This window comes from Streptomyces fildesensis, from assembly GCF_016107395.1.
Lineage (GTDB): Bacteria > Actinomycetota > Actinomycetes > Streptomycetales > Streptomycetaceae > Actinacidiphila > Actinacidiphila fildesensis.
Window position 1 is genome coordinate 30,351 of record NZ_JAAIKO010000049.1, and the last position, 24,200, is coordinate 54,550.

21 protein-coding genes and 1 pseudogene are annotated in these 24,200 nt (G+C 70.9%); 5 read left to right on the plus strand and 17 right to left on the minus strand.

Annotated elements, in window-relative coordinates; translation table 11 throughout:
* Genes C6N31_RS36545 through C6N31_RS36555 form a run of 3 tightly spaced genes read left to right on the plus strand, consistent with a single transcriptional unit; the run spans position 1 to position 3,172 of the window.
* On the plus strand, positions 1–813 hold the full coding sequence (locus C6N31_RS36545; RefSeq protein WP_198359137.1) for an STM4013/SEN3800 family hydrolase: 813 nt from the start codon (positions 1–3) through the stop codon (positions 811–813).
* Positions 810–2,225, plus strand: a complete 1,416-nt coding sequence (locus tag C6N31_RS36550) for an STM4012 family radical SAM protein (RefSeq protein WP_138358244.1) — start codon at positions 810–812, stop codon at positions 2,223–2,225. The genes C6N31_RS36545 and C6N31_RS36550 overlap by 4 nt, the downstream gene beginning before the upstream one ends.
* A gap of 38 nt (positions 2,226–2,263) precedes the next feature.
* Complete coding sequence (locus C6N31_RS36555) at positions 2,264–3,172, plus strand: STM4011 family radical SAM protein (RefSeq protein WP_138358242.1); 909 nt, start codon at positions 2,264–2,266, stop codon at positions 3,170–3,172.
* Here the strand turns inward: C6N31_RS36555 and C6N31_RS36560 are convergent.
* The 3 genes from C6N31_RS36560 to C6N31_RS36570 form a co-directional block, all read right to left on the minus strand.
* A complete protein-coding gene (locus tag C6N31_RS36560) occupies positions 3,145–3,951 on the minus strand; it encodes an SAM-dependent methyltransferase (RefSeq protein WP_138358240.1) in 807 nt (268 codons plus the stop codon). The two genes, C6N31_RS36555 and C6N31_RS36560, sit on opposite strands and share 28 nt — an antisense overlap.
* Positions 3,952–4,021: 70 nt before the next feature.
* Complete coding sequence (locus C6N31_RS36565) at positions 4,022–4,255, minus strand: DUF397 domain-containing protein (RefSeq protein ID WP_138358238.1); 234 nt, start codon at positions 4,253–4,255, stop codon at positions 4,022–4,024.
* 3 nt (positions 4,256–4,258) lie between these two features.
* Positions 4,259–5,125 (minus strand): Sco1979 family transcriptional regulator, encoded by an 867-nt coding sequence (locus C6N31_RS36570; RefSeq protein ID WP_138358236.1) that lies wholly within the window; start codon positions 5,123–5,125, stop codon positions 4,259–4,261.
* Positions 5,126–5,261: 136 nt separating this feature from the next.
* Here C6N31_RS36570 and C6N31_RS36575 point away from each other — a divergent pair, with 136 nt between their 5' ends.
* On the plus strand, positions 5,262–5,726 hold the full coding sequence (locus C6N31_RS36575) for an ATP-binding protein (RefSeq protein WP_138358234.1): 465 nt from the start codon (positions 5,262–5,264) through the stop codon (positions 5,724–5,726).
* Between the two features lie 84 nt (positions 5,727–5,810).
* Here the strand turns inward: C6N31_RS36575 and C6N31_RS36580 are convergent, their stop codons facing one another.
* Complete coding sequence (locus C6N31_RS36580; RefSeq protein WP_138358830.1) at positions 5,811–6,602, minus strand: SGNH/GDSL hydrolase family protein; 792 nt, start codon at positions 6,600–6,602, stop codon at positions 5,811–5,813.
* A gap of 79 nt (positions 6,603–6,681) precedes the next feature.
* Complete coding sequence (locus C6N31_RS36585) at positions 6,682–8,781, minus strand: alpha-galactosidase (RefSeq protein ID WP_138358828.1); 2,100 nt, start codon at positions 8,779–8,781, stop codon at positions 6,682–6,684.
* A 163-nt stretch (positions 8,782–8,944) separates the two neighbouring features.
* Between C6N31_RS36585 and C6N31_RS36590 the strand changes: the two genes are divergently transcribed.
* Complete coding sequence (locus C6N31_RS36590; RefSeq protein ID WP_381588975.1) at positions 8,945–9,799, plus strand: tyrosine-protein phosphatase; 855 nt, start codon at positions 8,945–8,947, stop codon at positions 9,797–9,799.
* Between the two features lie 15 nt (positions 9,800–9,814).
* On the opposite strand, the gene C6N31_RS36595 is transcribed toward C6N31_RS36590, so the two are convergent.
* From C6N31_RS36595 to C6N31_RS36650, 12 genes and pseudogenes are all read right to left on the minus strand, one after another.
* A complete protein-coding gene (locus tag C6N31_RS36595) occupies positions 9,815–11,008 on the minus strand; it encodes a serpin family protein (RefSeq protein ID WP_138358826.1) in 1,194 nt (397 codons plus the stop codon).
* Positions 11,009–11,025: 17 nt separating this feature from the next.
* On the minus strand, positions 11,026–12,450 hold the full coding sequence (locus tag C6N31_RS36600; protein ID WP_138358824.1) for an aspartate aminotransferase family protein: 1,425 nt from the start codon (positions 12,448–12,450) through the stop codon (positions 11,026–11,028).
* A complete protein-coding gene (gene dxs, locus C6N31_RS36605; RefSeq protein ID WP_138358822.1) occupies positions 12,437–14,362 on the minus strand; it encodes a 1-deoxy-D-xylulose-5-phosphate synthase in 1,926 nt (641 codons plus the stop codon). The genes C6N31_RS36600 and dxs overlap by 14 nt, the downstream gene beginning before the upstream one ends.
* Before the next feature lie 36 nt (positions 14,363–14,398).
* Positions 14,399–15,556, minus strand: a complete 1,158-nt coding sequence (ispG, locus tag C6N31_RS36610) for a flavodoxin-dependent (E)-4-hydroxy-3-methylbut-2-enyl-diphosphate synthase (protein ID WP_198359138.1) — start codon at positions 15,554–15,556, stop codon at positions 14,399–14,401.
* Positions 15,557–15,573: 17 nt separating this feature from the next.
* Positions 15,574–16,599 carry an adenosyl-hopene transferase HpnH gene (gene hpnH, locus C6N31_RS36615; RefSeq protein WP_138358820.1) on the minus strand — a complete coding sequence of 342 codons (1,026 nt, stop codon included), beginning with the start codon at positions 16,597–16,599 and terminating at the stop codon, positions 15,574–15,576.
* Positions 16,600–16,604: 5 nt separating this feature from the next.
* Complete coding sequence (locus tag C6N31_RS36620; RefSeq protein WP_138358818.1) at positions 16,605–17,198, minus strand: phosphorylase family protein; 594 nt, start codon at positions 17,196–17,198, stop codon at positions 16,605–16,607.
* Positions 17,195–19,207: a squalene--hopene cyclase gene (gene shc / locus C6N31_RS36625; RefSeq protein ID WP_138358816.1), complete on the minus strand. Its 2,013-nt coding sequence runs from the start codon at positions 19,205–19,207 to the stop codon at positions 17,195–17,197. Before shc ends, C6N31_RS36620 begins: the two co-directional genes overlap by 4 nt.
* A gap of 97 nt (positions 19,208–19,304) precedes the next feature.
* Positions 19,305–20,375 (minus strand): polyprenyl synthetase family protein, encoded by a 1,071-nt coding sequence (locus C6N31_RS36630; protein ID WP_138358814.1) that lies wholly within the window; start codon positions 20,373–20,375, stop codon positions 19,305–19,307.
* A complete protein-coding gene (hpnE, locus tag C6N31_RS36635; protein WP_138358812.1) occupies positions 20,372–21,778 on the minus strand; it encodes a hydroxysqualene dehydroxylase HpnE in 1,407 nt (468 codons plus the stop codon). The genes C6N31_RS36630 and hpnE overlap by 4 nt, the downstream gene beginning before the upstream one ends.
* 91 nt (positions 21,779–21,869) lie before the next feature.
* The gene (gene hpnD / locus C6N31_RS36640) at positions 21,870–22,820 is read right to left on the minus strand and encodes a presqualene diphosphate synthase HpnD (protein WP_187145072.1); all 951 of its coding nucleotides are present in this window, start codon (positions 22,818–22,820) and stop codon (positions 21,870–21,872) included.
* Positions 22,817–23,704 (minus strand): squalene synthase HpnC, encoded by an 888-nt coding sequence (gene hpnC, locus C6N31_RS36645; RefSeq protein ID WP_138358808.1) that lies wholly within the window; start codon positions 23,702–23,704, stop codon positions 22,817–22,819. The genes hpnD and hpnC overlap by 4 nt, the downstream gene beginning before the upstream one ends.
* Positions 23,705–24,099: 395 nt before the next feature.
* Positions 24,100–24,200 (minus strand): annotated as a pseudogene (locus C6N31_RS36650) (ABC transporter ATP-binding protein); the annotation flags it as partial.

Here is a 24,200-nt window from a genome sequence, read left to right on the forward strand (position 1 = left end):
ATGAACGAGATCGTGGGCAGTCGCGACCTGCTGCTCGTCACCCTGGACACGCTGCGCTACGACGTGGCCCAGGAGCTGGCGGCCGCGGGCCGGATCCCGCATCTCGCCGCCCATCTGCCCACCGGCGGCTGGGAGCGGCGGCATGCGCCGGGTAGCTTCACCTACGCCTCCCACCAGGCCATCTTCGCCGGTTTCCTGCCGACTCCGGCCACCCCGGGACCGCATCCGCGGCTCTTCGCGGCCCGCTTCGCCGGCAGTGAGACGACAGCGGACGGCACCTATGTGTTCGACACACCGGACCTGGTGTCGGGTCTGGCGGCGGCCGGGTACCGGACGGTGTGCATCGGCGGCGTCGGCTTCTTCAACAAACAGGCGCCACTGGGTTCCGTGCTGCCCGGGATGTTCCAGGAGAGCCACTGGGAGCCGGAGTTCGGCGTGCCCTCCCCCACCTCCTTCGAGGCGCAGATCGCCCGCGCCGAGGAGGTCGTCGCCGGGCTGCCCGACGAGCAGCGGCTCTTCCTCTTCGTGAACGTCTCGGCACTGCACCAGCCCAACTGGTTCCATCTGCCCGGCGCCACCCGCGAGGCGGGCGACTCCCGCGCGACGCACGCCGCCGCGCTGGAGTACGTGGACCGGCACATCGGCCGGCTGTTCACGGCGGCGAGCAGCCGCCGCCGCTGCTTCGCGATCGTCTGCTCCGACCATGGCACCACGTACGGCGACGACGGCTTCACCGGCCACCGGCTCGGCCATGAGGCCGTCTGGACCGTCCCCTACGCCCACTTCTTCCTTGAGGCCGAGGCACAGCGATGAGCACCACGACGATCGACCCCGCGACCTCCATCGACACAGGCACAGGCACAGGCACCCGGCCGTACGAGAGCTACGTCTATGCCTACCCGCACAAGACCGCGTACCGGAAGCTGGAGGACCGCCCACCACTGCGTGACCTGTGGGCGGGCGAACCGGTGGGCACGCTCTCCCTGTACGCCCACATACCGTTCTGCGAGGTGCGGTGCGGTTTCTGCAACCTCTTCACCCGGATCGGCGCCCCCGAGGGGTTGACCACCCGCTATCTCGACGCCCTGGAGCGCCAGGCGGGCGCGGTCCGTGAGGCGCTCGACGCGGCCGGCGGCGAACCGCGCTTCGCGGCGGCGGCCTTCGGCGGCGGGACACCGACGTTCCTGGACGCCGGCGAGCTGCAGCGGCTCTGCGACATCGCCGAACTGCGCATGGGCGCCGACCTGCGGGCGATCCCGTTGTCGGTCGAGGCGTCGCCGGCCACGGCGACCGCCGACCGGCTGGCGGTCCTCGCCGACCGCGGCACGACCCGCCTGAGCCTCGGAGTGCAGAGCTTCGATGACACCGAGGCGCGCGCGGCGGTCCGCCCGCAGCGGCGCGCCGACGTCGAGGCGGCGCTGTCCCGGATCCGCGACGCCCGCATCCCCGTCCTCAACATCGACCTGATCTACGGCATCGACGGTCAGACCGAGCGCAGTTGGCAACGGTCCCTGGACGCCGCGCTCGCCTGGCAGCCCGAGGAGCTGTACCTCTATCCGCTCTACGTACGCCCGCTGACCGGCCTCGGCCGCCTCGGCGGCAGCACGGACACCGGCACCGGCGCGGGAACGGCCGACGCGGAGACGGCCTGGGACGAGCAGCGGCTGCGCCTGTACCGGTTCGGCCGTGACCACCTCCTCGACCGGGGCTACGAGCAGGTGTCGATGCGGATGTTCCGCCGCCGGGGCGCGCCCGCCACCGGCGGAGAGGACTACGCGTGCCAGACCGACGGCATGATCGGCCTCGGCTGCGGCGCCCGCTCGTACACCTCCGCACTGCACTACTCGTTCGACTACGCGGTCGGCATGAGTGAGATCCGGTCGATCATCGACGACTACACCACCCGTTCCGCCCAGCAGTTCGCCGTCGCCGAGTTCGGCCGGCGGATGAACGGGGACGAGCCCCGCCGCCGCCATCTGCTGCAGTCGCTGCTCCAGGCCGAGGGCATGCCGGTGGACGACTACCGGGCACGTTTCGGCACCGGCCCCGAGCAGGACTTCCCCGTCGAACTCGGCCGGTTCGCCGCCGCGGGCTGGCTCGACGGTGCGGCCGCCCCCGAGCGGCTGCGGCTGTCCGCGGAAGGGCTGGCGCACTCCGACGCGGTCGGCCCCGCGCTGTTCTCGGACCCCGTCCGCGCCCTCATGGCCGAGTACGACGCGAAATGAAGCCCCAACCGGACAACCCAGATGTCTCGCAGACCCCGATGGATCTGTCGATCCTCTACCGCGGCCCGCTCGCGAGCTGCGACTACGACTGCCCCTACTGCCCGTTCGCCAAGCGCCGCGACAGCCGCGAGCAGTTGCGCGCCGACCGCGCCGCCCTGGAGCGCTTCGCCGGCTGGGCCACGGCACAGACGGGTGACCGGCTGTCGCTGCTCTTCACGCCCTGGGGCGAGGGCCTGGTGCGCTCCTGGTACCGGCGCACCCTCGCGGAGCTGAGCCACCTGCCGCACATCCGGCGGGTGGCGATCCAGACCAACCTCAGCTGCCGCACCGACTGGCTGGAGGACGCCGACCCCGGCACCCTCGCCCTGTGGTGCACGTACCACCCCGGCCAGACGCCGTACGACCGGTTCCTCGGCAAGTGCCGGGATCTGGCGGACCGCTCGGTCCGGCACAGCGTGGGCGTCGTCGGCCTCCCCGAGCACCTCGTCGAGGCCCGGCGGCTGCGCGCCGATCTCCCCGCGCATGTCTACCTGTGGATCAACGCGGCCGAGGGTCACACGTACACCGACGCCGAGGCGGACGAGTGGACGGCCATCGACCCGCTCTTCCCCTACAGCCGCCATCCGCACCGCAGCGCGGGGCTGCCCTGCCGCACCGGCGAGTCGGTGATCTCGGTGGACGGCGAAGGCACCGTCCGCCGCTGTCACTTCGTCCCCGCCGAGCTCGGCAGTCTCTACGACGGCTCGTACCGCAGGGCGCTGCGGCCGCGGGCGTGCCCGCTCGCCGTCTGCGAGTGCCACATCGGCTACGTCCATCTGGAGTCGCTGCCGCTGTACGACACGTTCGCGGGCGGCGTTCTGGAGCGGATCCCGGCCGACCCGGCCCCACGTGTCCGGCCCGCCCTGACCCTCGTACCTGCTCAGCCCTTGCGGCCGACCCCGCCGTAGAAGCCGATCCGGCTCAGCTCCGCCGGTTCCGGGAGCGGGGTGTCCGGGCGCCACAAGGGCACCTGCACCAGGCCCGGTTCCAGGAGCGTGAAGCCGTCGAAGAACGGCTCGATCTCCTTGTGCGGCCGCACGTTCATGGTCGCGGTGGCCTTGTTGTAGATCTTGCTGACCTCGGGGAAGCTGCCGCCGTGGAAGTCGGCCGTGGCGTGCGACAGCACCAGGTAGCTGCCGTCCGGCAGCGCGTCGCGCAGGGTGGCGACGATGGCGGCCGGGTCCTCCGCGTCGGTGATGAAGTGCAGTACGGCGACGAGGAGCACGGCGACCGGCTGGTCGAAGTCGATCAGCTCACTGATGGTCGGGTGGTCCAGGATGCTGCGCGGCCGGCGCACGTCGCCCAGGAAGAAGCCGGTGTTCCCCGAACCGGTCAGCCGGGCTCCGGCGTGGGTCGCGACGATGGGGTCGTTGTCGACGTAGGCGACCCGCACGTCGGAGGAGAGACCCTGCGCGACCTCATGGGTGTTCGGCGAGGTGGGGATGCCGGTGCCGATGTCGATGATCTGGCGGATGCCGTTGTCCACCAGGAAGCCGACGGCCCGCCGGAGGAAGTCCCGGTTCGCGCGGGCGCTGGGGATGATGTCGGGGACGGCGTCGATGACGCGCTGCGCGGCCTCCCGGTCGACCTCGTAGTTGTCCCAGCCCCCGAGGTAGAAGTCGTACATGCGGGCGGGGTGGGGCCGGCCCGTGTCTATCTTCTCGGCGGGGAATCCCTGATCGGTCACGCCGTCCTCCGGTTCGGTTCTGTTCGCTCGGCCGCGACAACGGCGGCGTTACTCGGCACGGTCGGGGCAGTCACAGCAGGAAGTCCGCTTCGCCGGCCTTCGCGCCCCGGATGAATGTGGAGATCTCAAGATCGGTGTAGATCAGCGCCGGGCCGTCGGGGTCGGTGGACTGGCGCAGCGCCACCCGGCCGTCGTTCAGTTTCTTGGCCTCGACGCAGCTGCCGCCGTTGCCGCCGCTCCACGGCTTCCGCCAGCCCTCGTGACCGAGGTCCTTCGCGGGCATGCCGTTGTATATGCGACCCATGGGTCAGATCTCCTTGCGAATGCCACCGAGGATGGCCTTGGTGCTCTGTGCCGGCGCGGCCTGCGCGCACATCCGGTCCAGCGCCTCCAGGAAGGCCGACACGTCGTCGCGTTCGTCGAAGTACGCGCCGCCGATCAGGCTCTCGGTGTAGGCGATGTCCGGGAGTTCCTGGATCTCGAACCGGAAGATGTGGAAGGGCCCGTACATCGCGGAGTGCGGGCCGGCCGTGAACGGCATGACCTGCAGCCGGACGTTGGGGAGCTCGGTGAGGTCGGCCAGGTGCGCGATCTGGGCGCGCATGACGTCCACGCCGCCGATGGGACGGCGCAGCACCGTCTCGTCCATCACGACCCACAGCAGGGGTGCCTTCTCCCGCGTGAGCAGCGCCTGGCGCTCCAGGCGCAGTGCCACCAGGCGGTCGATCTCGTCGACGGAGGCGTGCGGCAGGCCGGCCCACAGCACCGCACGCGTGTACTCCTCGGTCTGCAGCAGCCCGGGCACGTAGTGCGGCTCGTAGGCGCGGATGATGCTGGCCTCGCCCTCCAGGCTGACGAAGGCGCTGAACCACTCCGGCAGGACGTCACGGAAGCGGTGCCACCAGCCGGGCCGGTTCGCCTCGCGGGTGAGCGCGAGAAAGCCGCTGACCTCGGTGGGAGACGTGACTCCGTAGGTCTGCAGCAGCTTCTCGACGTAGGGCAGTTTGAGGCCGACCTCGGCCTTCTCCATCCTGCGGATCGTGGCATGAGTGACATCGAGAGCCAGGCCGGCCTGCTCGTAGGAGAGGCCCGCCTTCTCCCGCAGGTCCTGGAGTCGTTTGCCGAGCACCACCCGCAGTACGGTCGGGGCGCCTCCCGGCCGTGCTTCCGCCACGAGCCTCCTCCTCCAACTTCCCTCGGTGGTAGGCAGTGTGCCATGCCGTCAGTGGACCGAACAGACCGTACAGACGATTGTGTAATTTACAGATCGGACCTTGCCATGTGTTCGGCGCGACCCTCATAGTTGCGGAGTGGCTGCTTCCCAAGACGCTCTCCGGGTAGCGCGTCATGACGGCCCGACCCATCCCGGCCGCTATGACGTCTTCCGGCTTCCCGCGCAGAACGCCTCCGTGGCGGATGCGCGCGGCCGCGTCCGCGCGCGTCTGCGGGACTGGGGTGTGGATCTCGAAGTCACCGACGACGCGGGACTGGTGGTGACGGAGCTGTTCACCAACGCCGTCCGCCACACGGACAGCGAGAAGATCACCTGTTCACTGCTGGCGCTGGGCCGGGTGCTACGCGTCGAGGTCACCGACCAGGGGCACGGGCGGACCGAGCCGCGCACCCGCACCGCCGATGTCGACGAGGAGTGCGGTCGCGGACTGCTGCTCGTCAGCGTCCTGGCGCAGTCCTGGGGAGTGGGCCCGGCCGAGGACGGCGAGGGGCGCGTGGTCTGGGCCGAGCTGCCCTGCTTGCCCGCCCTCCGCCACCCCTGACCGTCCCCGCACCGCCGCCGCCGGCCGGCCTACGGACGACGGCCCGCAGGCCGAGGCCGAGGGCCCGCAACTCCCGCCCGCTGCCTACAGCGGCAGCAGGTCGGGCCGCTTGGGCTCGACGTGGTCGCCGGAGGATTCGCCGCGCAACCGGCGGCCGATCCACGGCACCAGGTGCTCGCGGGCCCAGTGGATGTTGTCGCGCCGTACCTCGCCCGGAGCCCGTACCGGCTCCGGCTCCCAGGCCTGCTCGGGGTCGGCGCACACGGGAAGGCCGAGCACCTGCGCCGCGCGCAGCGCGACCAGGGTGTGGCCTTCCGGGGACAGATGCAGCCGGTCGCCGCTCCACGCCCGCCGGTCCTGCACCGAGCGCAGCGACCACAGGTCGAGCACCGGGCAGTCCTGGCGGTCCGCGATCGACCGGACGTGCGCCGTGTACGTCGCGATCTTGCCGCGGAGATGGCGCAGCACCGGGACGTCACGGGTGTCGAAGCCGGTGCAGATCAGCACCGTGCCGACCGAGGAGGTGAGGTCGGCGACCGCCGCCTCCAGCCGCTCGGCCACGTCGTCCGGGTCGCTGCCCGGCCGGAGGATGTCGTTGCCGCCCGCGCAGAACGTCACCAGGTCCGGTGCGAGCTCCCTGGCGCGCGGTACCTGCTCGGCCACGATCTGGTCGAGCAGCCGGCCGCGCACGGCGAGGTTGGCATAGCGGAAGTCGTGTTCGGGGCGCCGATCGGCGAGTTGAACGGCCAGGCGGTCGGCCCAGCCGACGAAAGCGCCGTCAGGACCCGGGTCGCCGACGCCCTCGGTGAAGCTGTCCCCCACCGCGGTGTACGACCCGATCGCGCCACTGTTGTTTGTTTTCGAATCGTCAGCCACGGCAGCCCATACTCCCCTTCCGGAAGTGACCTACGCCATCGTAACCGGGGGTTGACGTGGCGTGATTTAGAACACGAGGTCATATTCCGCGCAGCCGGAATACGGCCGCGTCCAGGTCGCCGACCAGCCCCGTCCGCAGTCCGCGGGTGGCCAGCACGGCGCCGCGGTGCACGGTTCCGGTGGCGGGATCCCGGTAGGCGGACGCCGGGTCGAGGCCGCGCAGCCGCAGCGGCGGCTGGGGTTCGCCGAAGGACTGGGAGTGCAGCCAGGCGAGGACGACGATCTCGTCGCCGCGCACGTACTGCACGGCGCTGAGCCCGCCGTCTCCGGGCGCGCGCAGCCGGTACAGGTCGCCGTACTGCACGACGGGCCGGATCGCCTTGTAGAGCTCGACCCAGTCCTTGGCCTCGGCCAGTTCCTCCTCGCTCCACGCCGTCAGGTCGCCGCCGACGCCGAGCACCCCGGCCATGGCGCTCACGAAGCGGAAGCGCAGGCTGCTGGCACGGTGGTTGAGCATGCTGTTGGGGCTGTCGGTGACCCAGGCGGCCATCACCCGGGCGGGGTGCAGCTGACTGAATCCGTGCTGGATCGGCAGCCGGTCCAGCGGGTCGGTGTTGTCCGAGGTCCACACCTGGTCGGTACGGGACAGGATCCCGAGGTCCACCCGGCCGCCGCCGCCCGAGCAGGATTCGAAGGCGACGCCGGGGTGTGCGGCCCGCAGCCGGTCGAGCAGCCCGTACAGCCCCTGCACATGGTCGACCCACAGCCGCTGCGGGTACGGCTCACCGGGCCAGCCGGCGTCGGTGAAGCACCGGTTGAAGTCCCACTTCACGTAGTCGACGGGGGCGCTGTGCAGCAGCGCGTCCAACTGCTCCCACAGGTACTCGCGCACGTCCTCGCGGGCGAGGTTGAGGATCAGCTGGTTGCGGAACTCGGTGCGCCGTCGTCCGGTGTGGTGCTGCACCCAGTCCGGATGCGCTCGGTACAGGTCGCTGTCGGGGTTGACCATCTCCGGTTCCACCCAGATGCCGAACCGCATGCCGAGGGCGTGCACATCGTCGGCGAGCGGCTTGAGCCCGTTCGGGAACCGGTCGGGGTTGGCGGTCCAGTCGCCCAGTCCGGCGCGGTCGCTGGTCCTGGCACCGAACCAGCCGTCGTCGACGACGAAGAGCTCGACGCCCATCGCCGCGGCCCGGCGGGCGAGTTCGCGCTGCTGCTCCTCGCCGACGTCGAAGCGGGTCGCCTCCCACGAGTTGTAGAGCACCGGCCGCGGCTGCCCGGCGTCCGGGATCACATGGGCCAGCTGGTAGGCGTGCCAGGCGCGGCTGGCGGCGCCGAAGCCGCCGTCCGTGTGGAGCCCGGCGAAGACCGGGGTGGTGAAGGACTCCCCCGGCTCGAGCAGCACCAGTCCCGCGTCGTCGTGCCCGGCGCCACCGGTGGCCTGCACCCGGCCGTCGGGCAGCTGCTGCACGGCGATGCGCCAGGAGCCGGACCAGGCCAGCGCGGCGGTCCACACCTCGCCCTGCTCCTCGCCCGCGTCGCCCGCGTCGAGGCCGATCCACGGCAGGTGGTGGTGGCCGGTGTGGCCGCGCCGGCTGCCGATCACCTTCTCACCGGCGGTGAGTGCGGTCCTCGCCAGCCGGGTCTCGGCCGCCCAGCGGCCGTGCAGGTGCGACAGCCGCCAGCCGTCGCGTTCCGGCAGGGTCCAGGCGGCGGAATCGGCGCGCAGCAACTCGACGGCGCCGGTGTGTCCGTTGGCCACATGGGTGGCGGTGGTCCAGCGCTCGACGACGTCGGATCCCGCGCGGACCCGGTAGTGCAGCGTCAGGTCGAGATGGTGGACGGAGTCGTGGAAGTGCAGCCGCAGCTCGTCGTCCTCGGTCTCGGCCTCCTCGAAGCACCATTCGGTACCGCGCGCCGTGGCGTCACGGACCGAGAGCGCGGGCCGGACGAAGCGCGGGCCGCCTTCGACGGGGTACTCCTCGTGGCCGTCGAGCGCCGACTCGAAGGAGCTCCCGTCAGGGAGCGGTTCCGCGGCCAGCGCCTCGGCGTCGGCGAGCTGGATGCGGGCGCCCCAGTGCAGATGAAGCAGCTCGTCGCGCTCGGTCAGATGCACGGCGTAGCTGCTGCCGGGACCCGAGAGCAGCCACAGCCGCCCGGTTCCGCCCGTCTCGATCATCAGAACTCCCCTTTTCCGATCACGTCCGAACATCGTTACGCGGGCGGAACCCGAAGGCAATGGCGCGGCGGACACATACCGGCCGGTACGTCGGTGGAGCCGGTGTCGTATCGTCGGCTGAGGTTCAGCCCCGAGCTCTGAGCCGTGACCCGAAGGAGCGCCGGTGACCCAGCAGCTGCCGCAGACCCCCGCCACCGACACCGAAGCAGGGACCGGCACCGCGACCTGTGCCGAGCCGGTACTGACCGGTGTCCGAAACTTCCGTGACGTGGGCGGTCTCCGCGCCGCCGACGGTCGCCGGGTCCGGCCGGGGAAGCTGTTCCGCAGCGGTCACCTCGCGCACACCACCGACGAGGACGCGGCCTTCCTGGCCACCCTCGGTCTGCACACGATCTTCGACTTCCGCAACGCCGACGACATCAGGATGGAAGGCCCCGACGTCGATCTGCCAGGCGTCCAGAACATCAACATGCCGCTCAGCGACCCGGCTCACGGAGCCGACTTCTGGCACACCGTGCGCGACGGCGACCTGGACGCGCTGCGCGACGCCCTCGGCGACGGCAAGGGCGCCGAGCGGATGACCACCGCCTACCGGCAGCTCATCCTGGACCGCACCGCCCAGCACAGCCGCATGCTGGAACTGCTCGCCGAGGAGCCCGCCGTCCCGGCCCTGCTGCACTGCGCCGCGGGCAAGGACCGGGCCGGTACGTCGATGGCGATCATCCTGCTCGCCCTCGGCGTGGACCGCGCCGATATCGAGGCCGACTACCTGGAGAGCAACGCGGCCCACCGCCGCTACAAGGTCCAGCGCGGTGACGGCGCCACCGGCTCCGCCATCGACCCGGAGATCATGAAGCTCCTCAGCCCGCTCTTCGAGGCCCGGCTGGAATACCTGACCGCCGCCTTCGACACCATCGACGAGCACTGGGGCTCCGTCGACCGCTATCTCTCCGAGGGCCTGGGCTGTACGGAGGAGCGGCGCGCGCGACTGCGCGAGCTGCTCCTCACGGACGCCTGAGACACGCCCGCCGGGTCACCAGCTCCACCGCTCGTCGACGACCGCGTCGTGCGGGTCGGTGACCCAGCCCGCGGCCAGCACCAGCCCGGTGGCGCGGTGCACGGCGAGGAAGCCGAAGGGGCGGTCGAAGGTCACGGCCACGAACTTCGCCTTCTTCTGCGGTGCCGCGCCCGCGGTCATGGCGAAGGCGGTCACGGCCGCGGCCTGGAATCCCTCCGCGCTGAACGAGGCCGTGATCGACTGCCGGGCGCCGGCCACCGCCAGCGGCACCTCGCTGACCCCCGGGAAGTGACCGCGGCTCGTGTCGCGGGCCGCGTCGAGGCCGAACAACTCCGCTCGCTGCAGCAGGTCGTGGTCGTCGCTGACGGTGAAGGCCGCGGTCGTCGTGTACAGCTGCGGGTCGGAGCTGAAGCTGGTGATCTTCTGGATCGCGATCCCGGGACCCGGGATGCCCTCGGCCAGCCGCCCGCCGGGTACCACCTCGTGCGCCCCGGCCAGCACCTCAGTACCCGCCCGGAGCACGTCACCGGCCCCGGCAGTCTCCTCGCCGAGCAGCAGCCGGACGTCGATGCCGTTCGCACCCTGGACGTCCAGGACGGTGAGCGCTCCGGCCGGGGTCGCCGCGAGGCCCAGCAAAGCCAGGTCGGAGCCGGACCTGGACAGCCCCGCGACCTTGCGCTCCGCCCAGGGGCCGCGCTTTGGCTGCAGAGTGGTCGGCGTGAACGGCTGCTGCCACCTGGTCTGCACGCACAGCGCGCTCGCGAGCACCATCAGCGTGGAGGCTTCCAGTTCGACGGGCATCTCCTCGATCAAACCGCCGGTGTTGCGTGCGGCCCAGGCGTCGAGTTCCTTGCGGTCCATGGCCGCGTCGCCGGTCAGCCGGCCGGCGACGGTGGGCGGAAGGCGCTCCACCCAGTCCTCGCGCAGCGGCACCTCCCGCTTCGTCCAGACGCCCAGTGCCGTGTCGATGCCGTCGGCCGCGCCCAGCGCCTCCAGCAGCGCGCGGCCGTGCTCGATGGCGCGGTGCGCGGGCACACCGAGCGCCTGCTCGAGCTCAGCGCGGGCCGGGCCGTCCGCCGCACCGCCGAGGAAGGCCAGCAACGGCCAGACGCCGACCGCGCTGAACGCGGTGCCCTTTCCCGGCGTGACCGCCACCCCCGCCCACCGCGCCGTCAACGCGTTGACCGCCCGCACCGTCGCCGTGTCCATCACTCGCCACCCCGTTCTCACCGATTGGCGACCGCCTGCTTGACCAGCGTCCGCCCGAAGTCCCACATCAGCCCGCCGCCACCGTGCGCGTCGTCCATCACGGCGGTGAACGCCTCGACGAAGCGGTCCACGTCCGACTCGTCGATGATCAGCGGAGGGATCAGCTTAATGACTTCGAGGTGATCGCCCGAGACCTGAGTGAGGATCCGGTGCCGCTGCAGCAGCGGCACCACCACCATCTGCGCGAACAGGCCCTTGCGGGCGGCCTGGAGCATCGCCCAGCGGCTGCGCAGGCCCAGGGAGGTCGGCTTGCCGAACTCGATACCGATCATCAGCCCGCGCCCGCGCACCTCGCGCAGCAGCTCGTAGCGGTCGACGAGGGCGGCCAGCCGGGTGCGCAACAGGTCGCCGGTGTGCCGGGCGTTGGCGACGACGCCCTCGTCGTCCATGACGGACAGGGTGGCCAACCCCGCCGCCATCGCCTGGGCGTTGGAACCGAAGCTGGCGGAGTGCACCAGGACCCGGTCCATCGAGGAGTAGACCTTCTTGAAGATCCAGTCCTTGCCGAGCGTGGCGCTGACCGGCACATAGCCGCCCGACAGCGCCTTGGAAACGCACAACAGATCGGGCTCGACCCCGGCCTCGTGCTGGTAGGCGTAGAAGTCGCCGGTCCGTCCGAGGCCGGTCTGCACCTCGTCGGCGATCAGCAGCGCCTTGTGCTTGTGCAGCAGTTCCTGCGCGGCGCGGAGGTAGCCGGGCGGGGTCTCATGGACGCCCTTGCCCTGGATGGGCTCCACGATCAGTGCGGCCACGTCACCGCGCTTCAACTCCCGTTCCAGCGCCTCCAGATCGCCGAGCGGGATCGCGGTGTCGGGCAGCAGCGGGGCGAAGCCGTCGCGGAAGCCGTCCTCGCCGTTGACGGACAGCGACCCCGTCGTCAGCCCGTGGAAGGCGTGCGAGCAGTACAGGATCCGCGGCCTGCCGGTGGCGTAGCGGGCGAACTTCAGCGCGGTCTCGACGGCCTCGGTGCCGCTGTTGCCGAAGAACACCCGGTCCAGGTGCGGGCTGTAGGTGAGCAGCTTCTCGGCGAGCAGTCCGGGCAGCGGCTGGCAGTCGAAGCGGGTCAGGTCGGCGAGACCCGCGTCCAGGACGTCGTGCAGCGCCTTGCGGACGACGGGGTGGTGCCGGCCCAGGCCCATCACCCCGAAGCCGGCGAGCATGTCGAGATAGTCCTGGCCCTCGGCGTCCCAGAAGTGCGCGCCCTCGGCCCGCTCGTAGACCTTGTCGAAGCCGATGGTGTGCAGCATGCGCGGCAGTTGGTGGTTGAGGTGCCGGGTGTGCAGGTCGTAGCGCTCGCCGCCGCGTTCGGCGAGGAGGGTCGCGAGGTCGAAGCCCTTGGCCACGGATGGTGGTCCGACGGGCTGCGACTCAGACGGTGTCATCGGGTGCCAGCTCCTTGATTGCGTCGCCCACGTCGCCGGCCCCGTTGCGGCGGGCGAGTGTGGCACTGATCCGGCCGGCGATCTCGGCCGGGGTGAGTCCGATGTCGGCGAGCACTTCGCCGCGTTTGGCATGGGCCAGGAAGTCCTGCGGGATGCCGAAGTCGCGCAGCGGTACGTCGACGTCCGCGTCCCGCAGTGCCTGCGCGACGGCCGAACCGACGCCGCCGGTACGGCTGTTGTCCTCGACGACCGCCACCATGCGGAACCCGGCGGCGAGCGGTGGCAGCGCGGCGTCGACCGGTTTGACCCAGCGGGGGTCGACGACCGTGACGCCGAGGCCGCGTTCGTCCAGCAGGTCCGCGACCGCCAGGCAGGTGCCGGCGAGGGCGCCGACCGATACCAGCAGCACGTCCTGGCGAAGGTCGCGGCGCAGGACGTCGAGCCCGCCGATCCGCTCCAGGGACGGCACCGCCGCACCGACCGTCTCCTTGGGGAACCGGACGACGGTGGGCGCGTCGTCGACCTCGACGGCCTCGCGCAGCTGGGCGCACAGCTGGTCGGCGTCGCGCGGGGCGGCGATCCGCAGCCCGGGCACGACCTGGAGGATCGACATGTCCCACATGCCGTTGTGCGAAGCGCCGTCCACACCGGTGACGCCCGCCCGGTCCAGCACGAACGTCACACCGCACTTGTGCAGCGCCACATCCATCAGCACCTGGTCGAACGCGCGGTTCAGGAACGTCGCGTACACCGCGACCACCGGGTGCAGCCCGCCGGTGGCCAGGCCCGCCGCCGAGACGGCGGCATGCTGCTCGGCGATACCGACGTCGTAGATCCGGTCCGGGAACGCGGCGGCGAAGGCGCCTAGCCCGACGGGTTGCAGCATGGCGGCGGTGATGGCGACGACGTCCGGGCGCTCCGCGCCGATCCGCAGCATCTCGGCGCCGAAGACCGACGTCCACGAGGGGCCGTTGGACGGCGCGAGCGGCTCGCAGGTGAGCGGGTCCATGGCGCCGACGGTGTGGAAGCGGTCGGCCTCGTCCTGCTCCGCCGCCGCGTAACCGCGGCCCTTCTGGGTCAGGCAGTGCACGAGCACCGGTCCGTGGAAGCGCGCGGCGCGGCGCAGCGCGGACTCGACGGCCGCGATGTTGTGGCCGTCGATCGGTCCGACGTACTTCAGCCCCAGGTCCTCGAACATGCCCTGCGGGGCGAAGGCGTCCTTGAAGCCCTTCTTCGCGCCGTGCAGGGACTCGTACAGCGGCTGGCCCACGACCGGGGTCCGCTGCAGGAGGTCCTTGCCCCAGGCGAGGAAGCGCTCGTAGCCGTCGGTGGTGCGCAGCGTCGCCAGGTGGTTGGCGAGGCCGCCGATCGTCGGCCCGTAGGAGCGCTCGTTGTCGTTGACGACGATGATCAGCGGCCGGTCCTTGGCCGCGGCGATGTTGTTCAGCGCCTCCCAGGCCATACCGCCGGTCAGCGCGCCGTCACCGATGACCGCGACCACGTGGTCCTGTTTGCCGAGCACCTGGTTGGCCTTGGCGAGGCCGTCGGCCCACCCCAGCACCGTCGAGGCATGGCTGTTCTCGATGACGTCGTGCTCGGACTCGGCGCGCGACGGATAGCCGGACAGGCCGCCCTTGCCGCGCAGCTTCGAGAAGTCCTGCCGCCCGGTGAGCAGCTTGTGGACGTAGGACTGGTGACCGGTGTCCCACAGGACACGGTCGGCGGGCGAGTCGAAGACCCGGTGCAGGGCGATGGTCAGCTCGACCACGCCCAGGTTGGGTCCGAGATGGCCGCCGGTTCTCGCCACCGCCTGCACGAGGAAGTGGCGGATATCGGCGGCGAGTTCGTCGAGTCGGGATTCGGGCAGTGCCTTCAGGTCGCGCGGGCCCCGGATGTTCTCCAGTATCGACACGATGGACCTCGTTCCCCCCTACCGGGATTGCTGCGGTCAGCCGACAGTGACTTCCGGTACCCCGGAGAACGCGCCGTCGGATTCCATCTGCTCGGCGATCTTCATCGCCTCTTCGATCAGGGTCTCCACGATCTTCGACTCCGGCACGGTCTTGATGACCTCGCCCTTGACGAAGATCTGGCCCTTGCCGTTGCCGGACGCGACACCGAGATCCGCTTCCCGGGCCTCCCCCGGACCGTTGACGACGCACCCCATGACGGCGACGCGCAACGGCACCTCCATCCCCTCCAGACCGGCCGAGACCTGGTTCGCGAGCGTGTAGACGTCGACCTGCGCCCGCCCGCACGACGGACAGGACACGATCTCCAGCCGCCGCTGCCGCAGATTCAGCGACTCCAGGATCTGGATGCCGACCTTCACCTCCTCGACCGGCGGGGCGGAGAGCGAGACGCGGATGGTGTCGCCGATGCCCTCGGACAGCAGCGCGCCGAACGCGACGGCGGACTTGATGGTGCCCTGGAACGCGGGACCGGCCTCGGTGACACCGAGGTGGAGGGGGTAGTCGCACTTGCCGGCGAGCAGCCGGTAGGCGTTGACCATCACGACCGGGTCGTTGTGCTTCACCGAGATCTTGATGTCACGGAAACCGTGCTCCTCGAACAGCGAGCACTCCCACAGCGCCGACTCCACCAGCGCCTCAGGAGTCGCCTTGCCGTACTTCTCCATCAGCCGGCGGTCCAGCGAACCCGCGTTGACACCGATCCGGATCGGGGTGCCGACCGAAGCCGCCGCCTTCGCGATCTCCTTGACCTTGTCGTCGAACTGCCGGATGTTCCCGGGATTCACCCGCACCGCCGCACAGCCGGCGTCGAGCGCCGCGAAGACGTACTTCGGCTGGAAGTGAATGTCCGCGATCACCGGGATCTGCGACTTCCTCGCGATCGCCGCCAGCGCGTCCGCGTCGTCCTGCGAAGGGCAGGCCACCCGGACGATCTGGCAGCCGGCGGCCGTCAGCTCCGCGATCTGCTGCAGCGTCGCGTTCACGTCCGCGGTCACCGTCGTCGTCATCGACTGGACCGACACCGGGGCGTCCCCGCCCACCGGGACCGACCCGACCTCGATGCGCCGCGAGGGGCGGCGCACCGAGAGCGGGCGGGACGGTACGGCGGGCAGGCCGAGCGCTACCGGCTCGATTCCCGACATCGCGCTCGTCACTTCCCGCGGTTTCCGGCCACCGTCTCACGGGCGGCGCGGAGCGACTCCTTGAGGGAGCCCATCGTGGCGAGTACGGCGGTCGGCTCGTAGCCGCAGTGCGCCATGCAGTTGGAGCAGCGCGGGTCCTTGCCGCGGCCGTACTTGTCCCAGTCGGTCTCCTCGACGAGCTCCCGGTACGTCGGCACATACCCGTCGCTCATCAGGTAGCAGGGGCGCTGCCAGCCGAAGAGCGAGTAGTTGGGGATGCCCCAGGCGGTGCACGGGAAGTCCACCTTGCCTTCCAGGAAGTCCAGGAAAAGCGGGCTGTGGTTGAGCCGCCACTTCCTGCGGTTGCCGTTCGCGAAGGACTTCTTGAACAGCTCCCTGGTCTGCTCGACGCCGAGGAAGTGCTCCTGGTCGGGCGCCTTCTCGTAGGCGTAGGCGGGCGAGATCATCATCTCGTCGACCTTCAGATCGTCATTGAGGTAGTCGAGGACCTCGATGATGCTCTGCGGGGTGTCGGTGTTGAAGAAGGTCGAGTTGGTGGTGACCCGGAAGCCGCGCTTCTTGGCCTCCTTGATCGCCTCGACCGCTTCCTCGAAGACACCCTCCTTGGCGACCGACTCGTCGTGCCGCTCCTTCAGCCCGTCGATGTGGACCGTGAAGGCGAAGTACGGGGACGGCGTGAACTTGTCCATCTTCTTGCGCATCAGCAGCGCGTTGGTGCAGAGGAAGACGTACTTCCGCTTGGCCACCAACTGACGCACGATCTCGTGGATCTGAGGGTGCATCAAGGGCTCACCACCGGCGATGGACACCATCGGGGCACCGGATTCGAGCACCGCGCCGACCGCCTGGGCGACCGGCATGCGCTGCTTGAGAACTCCCGCCGGGTGCTGGATCTTTCCACAGCCCTCGCAGGCCAGGTTGCAGGCGAACAGCGGCTCCAGTTCCACGATCAAGGGGAACTTGTCACGGCGTCGGAGCTTCTGTTCCATGAGGTACGTTCCGACCCGGATGGACTGGCGGAGCGGCATAGCCATCTAGCTCACCTCCAGGAGAGCACAGCGGTAGTACGGTGCCATTCGAAAAAGGCAGGAAGAATAGCCCTTAGCACGCGGAATGCGGTAATTCCGGTGCGCAGCGTGCCGACACGGAGCAATTCATGCTCGGGAGTGTCGACAACAACGCGGACGGCGGCGACAGGCCGCGGTCCGCGCGCCAGGGCGGCGTGGAGTATTGCGGTGGATTCCATATCGACCGCGATCGCTCCTGTCGACCGCAGAACGGAGCGTTCCGCGCCCCGTACGACATGGTCGGACCCGGCCAGGCGTCCGGTGTGAACGGTGTGCCCCGCCGCTTCGAGCGCGGCGGCCAGTTGTCCGGCCCCGTGGGTCTCGTCCGAGACCACCAGGTCGCCGGGGCGCATGCCGGGGCTGAGCCCGGCGCAGAATCCGGTGGCGAGCACCGCCGCGTCCCGCAGCTCCGGGGCGCGCAGTGCTTCGGTGACGGCCCGGTCGGCGGCCTGCGGTCCCATGCCGGTACGCAGCAGGGCGACGGGCCCCGCGGCGCCGGTCCGGTCCCCGCCCCGCAGGGCGAACCGTTCGACGCCGAGAGCGCAGACGACCAGCAGAGCCGTCATCCGGCCGCCTTCCCCTTCGTCACGTTGCCGATGACTCCGAGCGGTTCACTCCGCGCATAGCGCCCGAGCGCCGTGAGCGGGAAGACCATCCGGTACAGGTGGTAGTTGATCGAGAAGTCCCGGGGGAACCCGGTCCCGGTGAAGTACGGCTCGTCCCAGGATCCGTCGGCCTTCTGGGTGTCGACGAGCCAGCGCACCCCGCGCTCCACCGCGTCGCTGTCGCGCTCGCCCGCCGACAGCAGGGCGAGCAGCGCCCAGGCGGTCTGCGAGGCGGTCGAGACACCGCGGCCGATCCACTCCTGGTCGGAGTAGGAGCGCAGGTCCTCGCCCCAGCCGCCGTCCTGGTTCTGGACGCTCTCCAGCCAGCCGACGGCCCGCCGGACGGCGGGGTGGCTCACCGGGAGACCGGCGGCCACCAGCGCGGGCACCGCCGAGCCGGTGCCGTAGATGTAGTTGACGCCCCAGCGGCCGAACCAGGCCCCGCTGTCCTCCTGTTCGGCCAGCAGCCAGTCGATGCCGCGCCGGGTGTGGGTGTCGTCCTCCAGGCCGAGTGAGGCGAGCATCTCCACCACGTGCGCGGTGACATCGGCGGACGGCGGGTCGATGACCTCACCGAAGTCGCAGAACGGCAGCCGGTTGGGGAACGCGCTGGTGTTGTCGGCGTCGAACGCACCCCACGCGCCGTTCTTCGACTGCATGCCGATGTTCCAGCGGACGGCCTTCTCCACGGCGGCGTCGACCCGTCCCGGATCGGGGTGCTGGACCCGCAGCAGGGCCAGCACGACCTCGGCGGTGTCGTCGATGTCCGGGTAGTTGTCGTTGTGGAACTCGAACGCCCAGCCGCCCGGCTGCAGCCCCGGCCGCTGGACCGCCCAGTCGCCCGGCTTGGTGATCTGCTCGTCGAGCATCCAGTCGACCGCCTTGACCAGCGCCGGGTGGTCGGTCGCCACCCCCGCGTCGGCCAGCGCGATGGTGGCGAGACAGGTGTCCCAGACCGGGGACTGACAGGCCTCGATCATGCGGGTGTCCTCGTCCGGCCACACGGCGAAACGATCCAGCGAGTCGAGCCCGGCCCGCACGACCGGATGGTCGAGTTCATAGCCGAGCAGATGCAGGGCGATCACCGAGTACACGGCGGGCGGCTGGATCCCGCCCCAGCAGCCGTCGTCCTCCTGGCGCTCGATGATCCAGCGCGCGCAGGCCTTGAGCGCGGTACGGCGCAGCGGCCGGACGCCGACCTTGCGGTACAGGTGCAGGGCCCGGTCCAGCCGCTGGAACAGGCCGTCCCAGCTGGCGAGCGGTGCGGGCGGGCGCGGCGGATTGGGCTGCGCGGGGTCCTTGTGCAGTTCGCTGATCCCGAAGGGCGCCGGCCGGACCGGCCGGTGGGCGGCGACGACGGTGAGCGGGACGATGGTCTGCCGGGCCCAGCAGCCGAAGGCGTAGATGTTGAGCGGGAACCACTTGGGAAGGTAGATGATCTCCGGCGGCAGCTCGGGGAGGTCCTCCCACCGCCACCAGCCGAACAGGGCCAGCCAGATCCTGGTGAAGACCCGGGCCCCGACGACACCACCGGCCTCGCGCACCCACGCCGAGGCGTTCGCCATGTGCGGCGCCTCCGGCGTGTCGCCCGCCAGCCGCAGCGCGACATACGCCTCGACCGTCGCGGACAGGTCCCCCGGCCCGCTGTGGAAGGTGGGCCAGGAACCGTCGTCACGCTGCAGCGAGCGGATCCAGCGGGCGGCGGCCTGCGTGGTCCGCTCGTCCTGGATACCCAGGAACTGACGGAGCAGCAGATCCTCGGAGTCCATCGTCACGTTGGTCTCGAGGTCGCCCTTCCACCACCCGTCGGGATGCTGGGCTGCCAGGAGGTTGGCGGCGGCGCGCCGCGCGGCGCGCTCCGCCGCCGCCTCGGCACCACCGACGTGTACGGGGTGCGGTGCCGAGGTGGTGCTGGCCGAAGGTGCCTGGGGGGCTGGGGCCCCCGGACTGCCGTCGGTCGTCGCTGTCATGGCTTCCCCTTTGCAGTTGAGACTTCTGCGGTGTTGGGGCTGCCGTCGACCGTTACACGTGCTTGGTCGGCGACGTGCTGCGCTCCACGTTAGATCGTTATTTCTCGCGAACCACCACAAAATCCGCCAGGCCTACGAGCTTACGTTGAATTTCGTCCGGCATGTCCATTTTATCCAGCGCGGCGATTGCAGTGGCGTATTGCCGGCGGGCTTCCTGGGATGTCCACTCCCGGCCTCCCGCCTCTTCGATCAACGCCGCCCGCAGGGCGAACTCTTCCTCACTGAACGCACCTGTTTCAGGATTCTTGGCATCTGCCGCGAGCAGTTCCCCGAGTTGTTCCGAGGCGCTGCCGCCCGCCGCCAGCGCGGCGACCACGGGCAGTGACTTCTTGCGCTGCCGCAGATCGCTCCAGGTCTGCTTGCCGGTCGCGGCCGGGTCGCCCCAGATCCCGAGCAGATCGTCGATCGCCTGGAAGGCCAGCCCGAGGTGATAGCCGTACTCCTCCAGCGCGTCGGCGTCGGAGTCCGACGCGCCGCCGAGCACCGCGCCGATGGAGGAGGCGCAGGCCAGCAGGGCGCCGGTCTTGTTGCCCTCCATCTCCAGGCACTCCTCGACGGTGACCCGCTCGCGGTGCTCGAAGGAGATGTCCTGGGCCTGGCCGTCGATCAGCTTGCGGGTCGCGACGGTGAGCCGCCGGGTGGCGCGGCCCGCGTCCACGGTGCACTGTTCCAGCAGCACCTCGTTGGCAAGCGCGAACAGCGCGTCACCGACCAGGATCGCCTGGGCGGGACCGTGCACCTTCCATACGGTGTCGCGGTGCCGGCGCTGCTCGTCGCCGTCCATCAGGTCGTCGTGCAGCAGTGAGAAGTTGTGCACCAGCTCGACGGCGACCGCGCCGGGGATGCCGACCTCGGGCGGCACTCCCGCCGCCTCGGCGGACAGCAGGGCCAGCGCGGGGCGCACGGCCTTGCCGCCGTCGCCGTCGGCCGGCCGGCCGGCCGCGTCGATCCACCCGAAGTGGTAGGCGGCGACGGTGTCCATCGGTGGCGCGAGCCGTTCCACGGCCGAGCGGAGCACCGGTGTGGACAGGGTGCGGCCGCGCTCCAGCAGCTCAAGGACGCCGGCAGCGGTCACGTTTACTCCTCTGGTTGCACTGGCTGTGCTCATACGGCCCTCACAACATCGTTCTCGAACGGAAGGCCTAGTGCGGTCAAAGCTTCTCGGGAGGCGTGCAGTCCGCTGCGCACGGCGCTCTCCATGGTCGCGGGCCAGCCGGTGTCGGTCCACGCGCCGGCCAGGTACAGACCGGGGGCGCGGGTGGCCGCTCCCGGCCGCAGCCGGCCGACGCCGGGAGCCGGGGCGAAGGTCGCCGTGCGCTCCCGGGTGACGAAGAAGTCCGTCACACCGGCGCCCCTGGCCGCGGGCAGCAGGCGTTCCAGCTCCGGCAGATAGCGCTCCCGCAGTTCCGCGACCGGCAGATCGATCTCGTCCTCGACGGCGGACTGCGAGACGGCCAGGTACTGGCCGGGACCGGTCATTCCCGAGCTCGCGGTCCGGTCGAAGACCCACTGGACGGGACTGCCGAGCGCGGCGAAGAACGGCTGTCGCAGCACCTGGCGGTCGTAGACGACGTGCACGTTCAGGATCGGCGCCGTGCCGATCCCCAGCAGTGCGTCCGGGTCGTCCAGCGCGCCCTCGGGCAGCAGCCCGTGGGTCTCGCGCTGCGGCAGGGCCATGACGACGGTGCCGGCGTCGAGCTGCTCGCCGCGACCCGGCCCGGTCTCGGCGTCGACCAGCCAGCCGCCCCCGGCGGCCGGCTTGATGCCGGTCACCCGGGACCGCAGCATGATCCGTACGCCCGCCGCGTCCAGGGCCTTGCGGGCCCGGTCGTCGTGCAGCTCGCCGAGCGGCGCGGCCGCCCAGCCGATGTCGGCGGCGCCGGCCTCGGACAGCAGCCCGGTCTTGAAGACCATGGCGGCCAGCCCCAGCGAGGCGTTCGCCGCGGTGGCGTTGAGCGTGGCGACGCCCACCAGGTCCCACAGCGCCTCGATGGTGCGCGGGGACTGGCCCCGGTCCCGCAGCCAGCTGGCGAAGTCGGTGTCGTCGAGCGCCGGGTCCGCCAGGTCCAGGGCGCGCAGCGCCAGCGCGGCGCGGCCGACCGTGGCCCGCTCCCTGAGCGACAGGTGCGGATACGTCGCGAGGCTCGCCGCCAGGTGCAGCGGTACGGGCAGCGCGGCACGGCGCAGCCGGCCCAGCCGCATGTTCGCCGCGTCCAGGACGGGCACGTCGAGCCGGTCCTGGAGAGTGACCAGGTCGCGGGCCGCGATCCGGTCGACGAACCACTGGTAGGCGGTGCAGCAGCGCAGGAAGACATGCTGTCCGTTGTCGACGGTCAGCTCACCGCGCTGGAACGAGAACGCCAGTCCGCCCAGCCGGGGACGTGATTCGATCAGGGTCACCCGGAGCCCGGCGTCGGCGAGCGCCAGTGCCGCCGTGGTGCCGGCCAGCCCGCCGCCCACGACCACCGCGGCCGCCTCCGGAGGACGTCCGGAAACCTCGGACCCGGTCATCGGCACTCCCCCCTTCCGCTGGCGCCCGACGCGACGCGACGCTCCGTCACCGGCACTGACGCGCTGGGGACCTGACTGGTTGCTAGGAACGTCACCCGCGCCCCCGTGCCGAGCGGCGGGCGTCGAGACCGGCCAGACCGCGTACGGCGACGTACGCCTTCTGGTGACCCGGAAGCGATACCCGGCCGCGCAGCACCGCCTCGGGATCCGCGGCGATCCGGTCCAGCAGTCTGCGGTAGATACCCGCCATCGCGGCCACACAGGCGCCGCTGCGGCGGTCGAGCATAGGTAGCAATTGGTAGCCGGTCGCGAACAGGGCGCGGGCCCGGCGTACTTCGTACTCGATCAGGCCGGCGAAGTCCGAGCCGGGCGGCGGGGTGTCGGTGTGGAACCCCTCCGAGCAGCCGAACTTGGCGAGGTCCTGGGCGGGCAGATAGGTCCGGCCGTTGCTGGCGTCCTCCCGGACGTCCCGCAGGATGTTGGTGAGTTGCAGGGCGAGGCCGAGGGTGTCGGCGTATCCGGCGGCGCGCTCCATGTCGCCGGTGCCCCGTCCGCCGGGGCCGACCGTGCCGAAGACGCCCAGCGAGAGCCGTCCGATGGCGCCCGCGACGCAGCGGCAGTACGCCGCGAGGTCGTCCCAGGTCTCGTACGTCTCGCCGTGCACGTCCATCAGCACGCCGTCGATCAGCTCGTCGAGTCCGCCGAGCGGCAGCGGAAACCGGCGTGACGCGTCGGTGAGCGCCACCGCGACCGGATCGGTGTCGTCCTCGCGGATCTCACCCGCGCGGATCCGGGCCAGCAGGGCCCGGGTCTCGTCGAGCCGGATCTGCTTGACCGCGGGGTCGAGGTCGCCGTCGCCGATGTCGTCGACGCGGCGGGAGAAGGCATAGAGGGCCGACATGGCCTGCCGCTTGGGGAGGGGCAGCAGGCGGATGCCGTAGGCGAAGTTGCGGGCCTCGTGCCCGGTCACGCTCTCGCAGTAACGGTAGGCGGCGAGAACCGGCCCGGACGTGTGGGCAGAACCGTTCACGGTCCGCCTCACCCCTTTCTTCGCAATGTCGACCCCACTTCGCGCAGCAGGCTTGGTCTGGTGGCTTTCGGCGGTCCCGGGAGCACGTCGTAGCCCGCGCTCTCGACCGCCTTCAGCGCGGCACGCCCGCCGCCGACGAAGCCGGCGAGCAGAAGCCTGAGCCTGCCACGGACGCTACCCACCAATGGGGTGCCTTCATTCAAAAGGTCCCGGGCGCGTTCCGCTTCGAATGCCACCAGTGCGCGCACCTGTGCGCCAGCGGTGGGGGCGGCGAGGTCCGCTTCGGTGACTCCGAAGCGTTTCATGTCCTGTGCCGGCAGGTAGATACGGTCGCGACCGAGGTCCTCGGCCACGTCCTGCAAGTGCTCGACGATCTGCAGCGCGGTGCAGACGGCGTCGGAGAGCCGGTTCCGCTCGGGTGTCGAGGTGCCTGTGATCCCCAGAACGAGCCGGCCCACCGGGTTGGCGGACAGCTCGCAGTAGGCGAGCAGATCCTCGTACGTGTCGTAGCGCCGGACCCGCTGGTCCTGGCGGTTGGCCTCGATCAGACCCTCGAAGGGGCCGGGGGTCAGCCCGTGCCGGCGGACGGTGGGCTGCAGTGCCAGGAGCAGCGGATGGCGGGGGGTTCCGTCGAACACCTTCCGCAGATCGGCCTCGAACGCGTCGAGCATGACGATCCGGTCCTCGGCCGCGTCCTGCGGAAGGCCGAGCCGGGCGGCGTCGTCCCGGCCGCCGTTGGCCAGATCGCCGTCGCCGATGTCGTCGACGAGCCGGGCGAAGCCGTAGACGGCCATCAGATCGCCACGCCACGCCTTCGGCACGAAGAACGGTGCGACGGGGAAGTTCTCGCGGGCGGCCTTGTCGAGGACGGCGCGCGACTGCGCGTCGGCGGTCACCGCGGGCTTCCCGTCCCACGCGCGACCGGCGCGCTGTGGAGCTGGATGGTCCCGATCTTCATGGCCGCCACACTCCCCGTTCTACACCGCTGGGAAGAATCTTCCCATTTCGGACACGCCGCACCCACCCCGGAGCACCGCTACAGCTTACGTCGGGCAGGTCACCGGCGTACGCCGGGGGCGCGAGCGACAGGCGGGATTCCGTTCGGATTCCCCCCGTCCGCCGGCAATCGGGCTCCCGGCAGCGCCGGTTGGCGTCCCCGGAGAGGGGCGCACGGGATGTGCCCGGGCCCTGGCGGCGGATCACGCGGGAACCGGACGGGCCCCCGCCGGTTCTGCCCGGCGGGGGCCCGATCGTCGGTGCGGCGGCGTGGACCGCTGTTCCGGTCCGCCGGCTACTTGTTGCTGGCCTCTTCGTAGGCCTTCAGCACGTCGTCCGTCGGGCCGTCCATGAGGAGCTCGCCCTTCTCCAGCCACAGCACCCGGTCACAGGTGT

Coding starts and splice junctions, on each gene's coding strand:
- C6N31_RS36545 (WP_198359137.1), top strand. CDS start 1: ATGAACGAGATCGTGGGCAGTCGCGACCTGCTGCTCGTCACCCTGGAC.
- C6N31_RS36550 (WP_138358244.1), top strand. CDS start 810: ATGAGCACCACGACGATCGACCCCGCGACCTCCATCGACACAGGCACA.
- hpnH (WP_138358820.1), bottom strand. CDS start 16,599: ATGGCTATGCCGCTCCGCCAGTCCATCCGGGTCGGAACGTACCTCATG.
- C6N31_RS36620 (WP_138358818.1), bottom strand. CDS start 17,198: ATGACGGCTCTGCTGGTCGTCTGCGCTCTCGGCGTCGAACGGTTCGCC.
- shc (WP_138358816.1), bottom strand. CDS start 19,207: ATGACAGCGACGACCGACGGCAGTCCGGGGGCCCCAGCCCCCCAGGCA.
- hpnE (WP_138358812.1), bottom strand. CDS start 21,778: ATGACCGGGTCCGAGGTTTCCGGACGTCCTCCGGAGGCGGCCGCGGTG.
- C6N31_RS36600 (WP_138358824.1), bottom strand. CDS start 12,450: ATGACACCGTCTGAGTCGCAGCCCGTCGGACCACCATCCGTGGCCAAG.
- C6N31_RS36565 (WP_138358238.1), bottom strand. CDS start 4,255: ATGGGTCGCATATACAACGGCATGCCCGCGAAGGACCTCGGTCACGAG.
- C6N31_RS36595 (WP_138358826.1), bottom strand. CDS start 11,008: ATGGACACGGCGACGGTGCGGGCGGTCAACGCGTTGACGGCGCGGTGG.
- C6N31_RS36630 (WP_138358814.1), bottom strand. CDS start 20,375: ATGAGCACAGCCAGTGCAACCAGAGGAGTAAACGTGACCGCTGCCGGC.
- C6N31_RS36585 (WP_138358828.1), bottom strand. CDS start 8,781: ATGATCGAGACGGGCGGAACCGGGCGGCTGTGGCTGCTCTCGGGTCCC.
- C6N31_RS36555 (WP_138358242.1), top strand. CDS start 2,264: ATGGATCTGTCGATCCTCTACCGCGGCCCGCTCGCGAGCTGCGACTAC.